This window comes from Paenalcaligenes sp. (assembly GCF_030152715.1).
In the GTDB taxonomy this organism is placed as follows: domain Bacteria; phylum Pseudomonadota; class Gammaproteobacteria; order Burkholderiales; family Burkholderiaceae_B; genus Paenalcaligenes; species Paenalcaligenes hermetiae.
This window is the reverse complement of record NZ_JASLIX010000113.1, coordinates 24726-31175: the sequence shown is the minus strand read 5'-3', so window position 1 is coordinate 31175 and position 6450 is coordinate 24726. Positions and strand designations below refer to the sequence as shown.

General features: G+C 48.0%; 5 protein-coding genes. 1 reads left to right on the top strand and 4 read right to left on the bottom strand.

What is annotated here, in order from left to right; all coding sequences use genetic code 11:
- A partial coding sequence (locus Q1V74_RS08990; RefSeq protein ID WP_300648281.1) for a molecular chaperone DnaJ occupies positions 1-907 on the top strand: 907 nt, incomplete at its 5' end.
- Positions 908-993: 86 nt separating this feature from the next.
- On the opposite strand, the gene Q1V74_RS08985 is transcribed toward Q1V74_RS08990, so the two are convergent.
- From Q1V74_RS08985 to Q1V74_RS08970, 4 genes are read right to left on the bottom strand one after another with little or no spacing between them, the layout of a single operon-like run.
- Positions 994-3744, bottom strand: a complete 2751-nt coding sequence (locus Q1V74_RS08985) for a pitrilysin family protein (protein WP_300648279.1) — start codon at positions 3742-3744, stop codon at positions 994-996.
- 22 nt (positions 3745-3766) lie between these two features.
- A complete protein-coding gene (locus tag Q1V74_RS08980; protein ID WP_300648285.1) occupies positions 3767-4939 on the bottom strand; it encodes a VWA domain-containing protein in 1173 nt (390 codons plus the stop codon).
- A 7-nt stretch (positions 4940-4946) separates the two neighbouring features.
- Positions 4947-5786 (bottom strand): MoxR family ATPase, encoded by an 840-nt coding sequence (locus tag Q1V74_RS08975; protein ID WP_300648277.1) that lies wholly within the window; start codon positions 5784-5786, stop codon positions 4947-4949.
- Positions 5787-5795: 9 nt separating this feature from the next.
- The gene (locus tag Q1V74_RS08970) at positions 5796-6221 is read right to left on the bottom strand and encodes a DUF1841 family protein (protein WP_300648275.1); all 426 of its coding nucleotides are present in this window, start codon (positions 6219-6221) and stop codon (positions 5796-5798) included.
- Positions 6222-6450: the final 229 nt, after the last annotated feature.

The following is a 6450-nucleotide window of genomic DNA, read 5'->3' as shown; positions in this document are numbered from 1 at the left end:
TGGGATGGGCGGCATGGGCGGCGGCATGGGTGGCATGGGTGGTGCTGACTTTGCTGAAGCCTTTGGCGATATTTTTGGCGATATTTTTGGTGGTGGTCGTCGTGGTGGTGGCGGTCCGCGTGTACAGCGTGGTGCAGATCTCCGTTACTCGCTTGATATCAGCTTAGAGCAAGCTGCGACAGGCTTTGACACTGAGATCCGAGTACCAAGTTGGGAGAATTGTGATACGTGTCATGGCAGCGGCGCCAAGCCTGGTACATCACCACGTACATGTACCACATGTAATGGGGCTGGTGCGGTACGCATGCAACAGGGCTTTTTCAGCGTGCAGCAAACATGTCCTACGTGTCATGGTACTGGTCAAGAAATTACTGACCCTTGCCCCTCATGTGATGGGGTTGGGCGCGTACGCAAAACCAAAACCTTGCAGGTGAATATCCCAGCCGGTATTGATGATGGCATGCGGATTCGTTCTTCGGGAAATGGGGAGCCAGGTGCTAATGGCGGGCCTCCTGGTGACTTATATGTAGAAATTCACATTAAACCTCATGGGATTTTCCAGCGTGACGGCGATGATTTGCATTGTGAGCTCACCATCCCCTTTACGACGGCAGCCTTAGGTGGGGAAGTCGAGGTACCGACCTTAACCGGGCGGGGTGAAATTTCTATTCCAGAAGGCACGCAAGCAGGGAAAGTGTTTCGTTTGCGTGGTAAGGGCATCAAAGGGCTACGTTCTAGCTATCCTGGTGACTTGTATTGTCATATTCAAGTGGAAACGCCTGTGCGGTTGACCGAGGAGCAAAAAGCCATCTTGCGCCAGTTCGAAGAGTCTTTATCGGGCGGGGGGGATAAGCATTCGCCTAAAAGCCAGTCATGGACGGATAAGGTGAAAAGTTTTTTTTCCTAACCCCCATTAAGCGCGCGTTGGCGCGAAAACCCAGGAAATGATTCCCTTTGGGGCGCTAAGATGCCCCAAAGGGTTTTTTTATGGGGCTATTGTTTGCTTTGGTCTGCTCCTAGTGCAGAGCTAAAAGCGGTCGGTTGCAAGTATTTTTTGACCACCGCATTTACTTCTTTAGCAGTGAGCTTTTGCAACGCTTCATCAATATGGGCTGACCAAGCAAAGGTGCGCTCCAAATCGAGATAGCTTTGCCATGTGCTGGTTAACACCGCGTCATTACTACGAGCTAACTGACGGTAGCGTAGGAGTGCATGGATGCCCTCTTGAACCTCTTGCTCTGAGAAGCCCTCTTTGAGCACTGTTGCCAGCTCTTCTTGAATAACGGCTTGTAACTTCGCGGAATTTTCAGGGGCATGGATAGCGTAAATTGTCCAGCTAGCTGAAGGCTCATACGAGGAGACTTGTAGGCGGCTTCGTACATCATAAGACAGCCCCTCAGAGACGCGAACTCGGTTCCACAAGCGCGAGGTCTCCGACTGACCAAGTAAATAGTTGGCTAAATACAAGGCAACAAAATCGGGCTCGGAGTCTTGGAGCTTTAAGGGGAGCGTCTCGATATAGAAAGCATTGGCTTTATCGGGGGTGTTAATGGTGAAATGCTCGGCTTTGACGGCATGGTAGGGGTCTGCCGCACGCTTATAGTCAGGTGCTCGTTTCCAGCCCTTTAATCCTTTTTTAAGTTGTTGCTTGATAGTTTCACTGTCAAAGCTGCCAGTGGCACTAAAGCGAATGTCTCCGGCACCATAAAAGCGCTCGTGGAATGCGAGCAAATCCGCTTGGCTTAGGCTTTGAACATATTGAGCCGACTCCTCGAAGGTTGGGGTGTAGCGAATATCATCTTTAGGCCAGGGGTTTAGGTGTCGACTTAAAGTGAGATTGGCTAAGGCGGAAGGTTCTGCCTTGGCGTTATTAATTTGAGTTAAGCGCTGGGCTTTGTATTTATTCAGCTCGCTCTCGGGGAAATTGGCCTCTCGTAATATCTCCAATACCAAATCCAGAGTGGGTGCAAGATTATCGCCCACCGTTTCGATATCTACATTGACACCGTTTGGTCCACCACTAAAGTAGACAGAGGCTTGTAATTCAGTAAAGCGGTCTTCAATTTGCTGACGACTATATTTTTTAGTGCCATGAGCTAAAAGGCTTGCCGTAGCGCTACCTATAGTGCGGCTGCCTTTTAAGCTGTCTGGATCCCCAAAGCGAATGGCTAGGTTCGCATGAACCCGATCGCCGCGGGTGGGTTTAGGTAACAGTGCTACGCGTACTATACCTAGCTGATCGTCTAGCTCGATGATTTCGCGTTGTGTGCTGTGGTCAATATTGTTTGGGCTAGGGTCAAAAGCATCGGCTAAGTTCTGATGCGTTTTGCCCTTGTAATCACTCAGTAAAGCCGCGACGTCGGGGGTGTTGGCTTTAGGAGCGCGAGCTAGGGCAGAGGTAGGCTCATAAATACCGTTGGTACGGTTGTCTGCGACTAGCCAGGTTTTTAGTGCGGTTTTGACTTGGTCGAGTTGTACACTTTCAACTTGGTCTCTTGCCCAGAAAAATAAACGCCAGTCTCCGGTGGCGGCACTCTCTGATAGGGCTGCCGCAAGGCTAGCTGGGTCGGCATAGGTTTGAGACCAGCCATTGAGCCATTGGTTGCGAATACGGTCAAGGTCCTCTTGGCTAAGCGCCTGATTTTGTTCTTCAATGGTTTGATTTAGTGTTGTGAGCGCTTGTTGTGGATCCATATCGTCTTTGAGCTCTGCTAAAAATAACGCATAGCCCGGTTGGCGTAGTCCAGCCGCATAACTAAATACACTAGTCGCTAGATTTTTTTCGACCAGATTTTTATACAGTAAGCCCGAGGGAGTATCACCTAAAGCGCTAATACCCAGGCTAAGTGGAGTAAATTGGGGGTCTGCTTCCGCAGGAATATGATATTGCGCGGCCACAATGGGGGAGCCGCCTTGACGACGCACCATAACGGTTTTGCTGCCATGTTGGACTGGCTCTTCGGTATATTCTGGGGGGAGCTCTCTTTCCGGTTTAGGGATAGCGTTAAACTGCTTGGCAATGTGAGCAAGGGTTTGCTCTTCGTCAAACTGTCCGCTGACAATTAGCACTGCATTATCGGGCTGATAATAAAGGCGGTAAAAAGCGCGTAGTTGTTCAATGTCTACCTGCTCTACGTCACTGCGTGCGCCAATGGTGCTTTTGCCATAGTTATGCCACTGGTATGCAGCAGACTGCATGGTCTGCATCAGGACTCTAAATGGGCTGTTTTCCCCACGCTCCATTTCATTGCGCACCACGGTCATTTCTGCATCCAGATCGGCTTTGGCGATACTGGCGTTGACCATGACATCGGCCTGCCAGTCTAAGTACCAGTTTAAGGTTTCTGGGTTAGCAGCAAAAGTGGCATAGTAGTTAGTGCGGTCTAAAGAAGTGGTGCCATTAGCGGCTAAACCCCGCTTAGAAAACTCACCAAGCGCATTTGGCATGCTGGGCGTGCCACGAAAAAGCATATGCTCCAACAAGTGTGCCATGCCTGTCTGCCCATAGTTTTCATGTCTGGAGCCAACCAAATAGGTCATATTAACTGTAGTGTTTGGGCGTGAGGCGTCAGGGGCAAAGAGTACTTTTAAGCCATTTTTTAATCGGTATTCGGTGACACCCTCGACACTGGTGATTTGTTCTACACCAGCAGGCAGGGCATATACTATCGTTGGCGATAAAAAAATACCAATAAGGCTTAAGTAGTGAGCCTGTTTCGCTACAGACTTAAATGCTGTCAACATATAGCCATCCTATGGGTCGGAATTATTTCGAGAGTTGTTGCATGGCGGACTCTAATCCATGCACAGTTAACGGGTACATGCGGTCTTGGAGCAGTTGTCGGATCATGAGCACTGATTGATGATACATCCACCGTTCGGTCTTGGTAGGGTTTAGCCAGACTGTTTTAGGCCATGTTTCTATAAAACGCTGTAACCAAAGGTGCCCAGGTTCTTCATTATGATGCTCGACCGAGCCCCCTACATGAGTGATTTCAAAGGGACTCATGGTGGCATCACCGACAAAAATGACACGCCAGTCCTCATTGTATTTACTCAATACATCTAAAGTAGAAATGCGCTCATCAAAACGTCGGCGATTATTTTTCCAAAGCCACTCATAAGGACAGTTATGAAAATAAAAAACCTCTAAGTGCTTGAATTCGCTACGCGCCGCTGAAAATAGCTCCTCTACGCGTCGAATATGGCTATCCATGCTGCCACCTACGTCAAGCAGCATAAGCACTTTAATTGTATTACGTCGCTCAGGACGCATTTGTATGTCGAGCAGACCGGCTTGTTGGGCGGTGTGGTGGATGGTTTTATCCAAGTCCAGTTCGGTTGCAGCTCCCTCACGTGCAAAGCGGCGTAAGCGCCGTAATGCCATTTTAAAATTTCGGGTGCCTAGTTCAACCTGATCATCGTAATCACTAAACTCGCGCTTTTCCCATACTTTAACGGCGGTGAAATTGCCCTTAGACGGCCCCCCAACGCGAATGCTTTGGGGGTGATAGCCGCCGTGACCAAAAGGGGAGCTGCCGCCTGTGCCTACCCATTTATTGCCACCGGCATGACGCTCCTTTTGTTCTTCTAGGGTTTTTTTAAATTTTTCAATGAGCTCGGCAAGATCATGAGTCGCCAAAGCGGCTTTTTCGGCGTCGCTAAGTTGGCGCTCTAGGGTTTTGATAAGCCAGTCTGCGGGAATGGTATGACCCTCTGCGATCTCTTTGCTAAGCAAGCCATAAAACTGGCCAAAAGCCCGATCATATTTGTCGAATAGGCTTTCGTCTTTGATTAATACCAGTCGGGCTAAGTAGTAGAATTCGTCAATAGAAAGCGCTGCTGCAGAACTACATAGACTTTCGATCAGTGTTATAAACTCTTGAATCGAAACAGGCAGGCGGTGCTGACGTAAAAAATAAAAAAACCGAATAAGCATCATGGGGTTAACGACCGTAGCGCGCAATGCGCTCTAGCAACGATAGGTCTTGTTCATTTTTGATTAATGCACCAATGAGAGGGGGTGTGGCTTGGTCTGCCTGACGGATGCTTTCTGGTGTGGCATCGTGACTAAGGAGCAGTTGTAACCAGTCCAAGAGTTCCGATGTGGATGGCTTTTTCTTTAAGCCTGGTGCATTACGCAAGGCATAAAAAGTATCTAATGCAGCGTGTAGCAAGTCATCGGCGAGTTGCGGGAAGTGGACTTTAACGATGGCGCTGAGCGTGTCGGCATCGGGAAAACGAATGTAATGGAAAAAGCAGCGCCGTAAAAACGCATCGGGGAGTTCTTTTTCGTTATTCGAGGTGATGATAATTAAAGGCCGGTGCTGCGCGCGGATCGTCTGCTGGGTTTCATAAACATGAAACTCCATTTTGTCGATTTCGCGTAGTAAGTCATTAGGAAACTCAATATCTGCCTTATCAATTTCATCAATAAGCACCACAGTGGGCTCAGGGGATTCAAACGCCTCCCAAAGCGCACCTTTTACAATATAGTTGCTGATCTGATGCACCCGCTCATCACCTAACTGTGAATCCCGTAGGCGGGAAACTGCATCGTACTCATAGAGACCTTGTTGTGCTTTGGTCGTGGACTTGATATGCCATTGTAATAAAGGCCGGTTTAATGCAGAGGCAACCTCTTCGGCTAAGAGGGTTTTTCCTGTACCAGGCTCACCTTTGATAAGTAAGGGGCGTTGTAGCGTTAAGGCGGCGTTAACAGCCATTTTTAGGTCGTCTGTAGCGACGTAACGGCGGGTGCCTTCAAAGCGATTAGAGTGACTCATAGGTATTGATTAGATAGAAGTATGACGATAAATCAGTTCAAGATAACGTTCGTTATCCAATGGCTTATTTAAGCGTTGCGCTTCCCAAATTACTTCACCTAAGGCCTCCATAATACGATGGCTTGCCTCGTGCGGGTCAAGAGCAGCAGCAAGACGCTCGTAGGCGGCTTTAATGCCGGGGGGTTGATCAATAGATACTTGTTCCTGAATAGCCAAGTGCATAGATAGGTGTAAAAACGGATTGGTTTGTCCTTTTTCTACCGTGTAATCTTGATTGATCGCCTCTGGCTTTTCAAGTAGCTCATGGTATTCGGGGTGCTGTTGAATCAGCTGCACCGCCATATTTTCTAATGGGCTCACCAGTTGCTTCTGGCGATATTTTTGCCAAGCTTCGATGAAAAATTGACGTACTTGTTCTCGAGACGGGTTAAACATGTAAAGATCCACAAAATGAAATCCATAACATTATGGTAGATGGCTAAAGCCACTTTGTCTTGTTTTGTGACCTTTTTTTAAAATTTTCTCTATGAGGCCAAGTTTTTGTCTCGATTTAGTGATAAAAACACAGGCTTTTTTCGTCTTTAGTACAGATTTAGGCTAAACTCTTATATAAGACTAACGACTCAGATAAAACACTAGGTTTTATCTTCCCTGTTCACTCTAT